The sequence below is a fragment of the Pseudoalteromonas sp. 120-MNA-CIBAN-0494 genome, assembly GCF_040308885.1.
GTDB classification, from domain to species: Bacteria; Pseudomonadota; Gammaproteobacteria; order Enterobacterales; family Alteromonadaceae; genus Pseudoalteromonas; species Pseudoalteromonas nigrifaciens.
On record NZ_JBEOOE010000070.1, the window covers coordinates 1 to 2,427 of the forward strand.

Genomic DNA, 2,427 nt, shown 5'->3' on the forward strand with positions numbered 1-2,427 from the left:
TTACCGACCTAATGCCGTGGAATGTGCAGCTAGACTTCGATTATAGCTAAGCGCACTGCTTAAATGCGCGCTTACAGATATTTGCTCTGGTATCAAAGCTTTGCATAAACAGTATGCTATCGACTTAAAACAGGTAATAGGTATAGGCTGGAGCCAAGGTGGATACATTTGTGCGTATACAGGGTGTCACAGCAACGCATTCACTAAAGTAATTATTGGAGCGGCAATCAGTGATTGGTATACTTACCAGGCAGTTACCGATATTCCTGACTTCGTCAGTGATTATTTACCGATTAACACTGCCCGATTAGAAGCATCGGTTATCAATTCACCGCCCACTCATAAACCAGACATGCTCATTATCCATGGAACAAATGATTTTCGAGTGCCCATTCAATGTGCTCAACAACTCAGTGAATATGCATTTAAAAATAAGATTACCCATAGTTCATTATTCATTGAAGGAATGAAACATCGTGTAAATAAACCATCTGAATTAAAGTCAATATGGACAAATAGCTTAGAGTGGATAATTAATTAGCTATCTACTCTAAGCTCTATTATTTTTTAACTTTGAGACTTTAAATAGGGAGTGAATGCTTCAGAGTGATGCTCTGAGAAGGTGCCATCTAAGTTCTTTGTAATAAATAAAGCTGCTATATTATGTTCATTCGCTAAGTTCATTGCCTTATCCAACCCCATAATCATAAAGGCTGTCGATAAACCATCTGCAACCATGCAAGATGGTGAGATTACAGAAGTCGAAACCATTCTATGTGTTATAGGACGTCCCGTTTTAGGGTCAATCAGATGAGAGTAACGTACATTATTTTCTTCGTAGAAGTTTCGATAATCACCAGCTGTTGCAATCGCATTATCTTTGGGCGTAATAACACGCTGAATAGCACGCGTCCCAGACACGGGATTTTCCACCGCAATGACCCAGTTTTTATTTTCTAAAGAGGTCCCTTTAGTGCGAATTTCGCCACCAATTTCCACCAAGTAGTCATGGATACCTTTACTATCAAGTAAGTCGGCAACAACATCCACCCCATATCCTTTGGCCAGCGTAGATAAATCGAGGTATACATCTGGATTTGCTTTTCTAACCGTTGTTCCCTCTATTGACAAAAAGCGGATGCCAAATTTATCTCTTGCTTGCGCTATCATTTCATCGGTGGGCGTTGTTTCTGGACGGTTAGCAGGGCCAAAGCCCCACAGGTTAACTAATGATCCAACCGTGACATCAAGATAGCCATTACTGAAGCTTTCTAGGCGAATGGCTTCGGATAGCATTTCGCGAAACTCGTCGGAGGCTGCAATGGGAAGAGTTGATTTTTTAGCATTGAACAATGACAACTCGGAGTCTTCCATATAAGTCGAGGCAATTTCATTAACACCAAGCAGCGCTTTATCGACTTTTACCTGAATATGTTCTACCTCAACTGCATCTGACATTGCTTTAAAGGTGATATGATAAGAAGTCCCCATTGTTGTACCTGTCAATTGAAACTTCTTCTCTTGTGCAGGTGAACACGCCGAAAGCAAATTCACAAAAATTAGTGCGATAAAAATAGCGTATATATGCTTAAATTGACTCATTGCAACTCTCCTTAGATAAATGGCTCATTATTAAAGCCAAGCTTTTAAATGATATGACCCATCTTATCTCTTTTTACGGATAAATAATTACTATTATGTGTGCAAGCTGCAATTTTATGTGGCACTCGTTCCGACAAATTAATACCTAGCTCTTCAATCGCCTTGAGTTTAGCTGGATTATTTGTCATCAGCCTTAATTCAGAAATATTAAAATGGTCACACATAAATTTTAATATTGAATAATCTCTTTGATCAGCATCAAAACCTAACTTTAAGTTTGCTTCAACAGTATCAGCGCCATTATCCTGTAAATCATATGCCTTTATTTTATTTAGTAGCCCTATTCCACGTCCCTCTTGACGTAAATAGAATATAACCCCTCGTTTTTCCTGCGCAATTAGCTCTAATGCGGATTCTAGTTGAAGGCCACAATCACACCTCAAACTAAATAAAGCGTCTCCAGTCAGACACTCAGAGTGAATCCTTGCCAAAACAGGCCCCTCACTACTCAAATCTCCCATAGAAATCGATACATGTTCTTGATCATTATTGATATCTTTAAATCCATGCAGAGTAAATTCTCCCCAGCGAGTGGGTAACTTTGTTGACGCGACATAACAAAAAGACAAAACCAAAAGCTCCAAATAAAATCATGGATGGGTAAGTATTCCTTACAATAAACCACTTAACGCAATTTTATTTTTATAGAGATTACAGAATGAACATCATTGAAGGAAAGTAAGCGCGTAATTAAACCCACATACCAATATTAATGCTACCTATGCATAATTTACTCAGCATATTAACCTGAGGTAATTATGAATA

3 protein-coding genes are annotated in these 2,427 nt (G+C 38.5%); 1 reads left to right on the plus strand and 2 read right to left on the minus strand.

Features of this window, described 5'->3' with window-relative positions; genetic code table 11:
* The first annotated feature begins 79 nt into the window (after positions 1-79).
* Entirely contained in the window at positions 80-541 is a 462-nt protein-coding gene (locus AAEY55_RS17960; RefSeq protein ID WP_290211275.1) for a S9 family peptidase, read from the plus strand.
* Between the two features lie 26 nt (positions 542-567).
* Here AAEY55_RS17960 and AAEY55_RS17965 read toward each other — a convergent pair whose 3' ends face one another.
* Complete coding sequence (locus AAEY55_RS17965) at positions 568-1,602, minus strand: FAD:protein FMN transferase (protein ID WP_248473915.1); 1,035 nt, start codon at positions 1,600-1,602, stop codon at positions 568-570.
* Positions 1,603-1,646: 44 nt separating this feature from the next.
* The gene (gene ribA, locus AAEY55_RS17970) at positions 1,647-2,231 is read right to left on the minus strand and encodes a GTP cyclohydrolase II (RefSeq protein ID WP_182798307.1); all 585 of its coding nucleotides are present in this window, start codon (positions 2,229-2,231) and stop codon (positions 1,647-1,649) included.
* Between the last annotated feature and the right edge of the window lie 196 nt (positions 2,232-2,427).

Excerpts from the sequence above, each read along its gene's own strand:
- AAEY55_RS17965 (WP_248473915.1), bottom strand. The coding sequence starts at position 1,602 with ATGAGTCAATTTAAGCATATATACGCTATTTTTATCGCACTAATTTTT.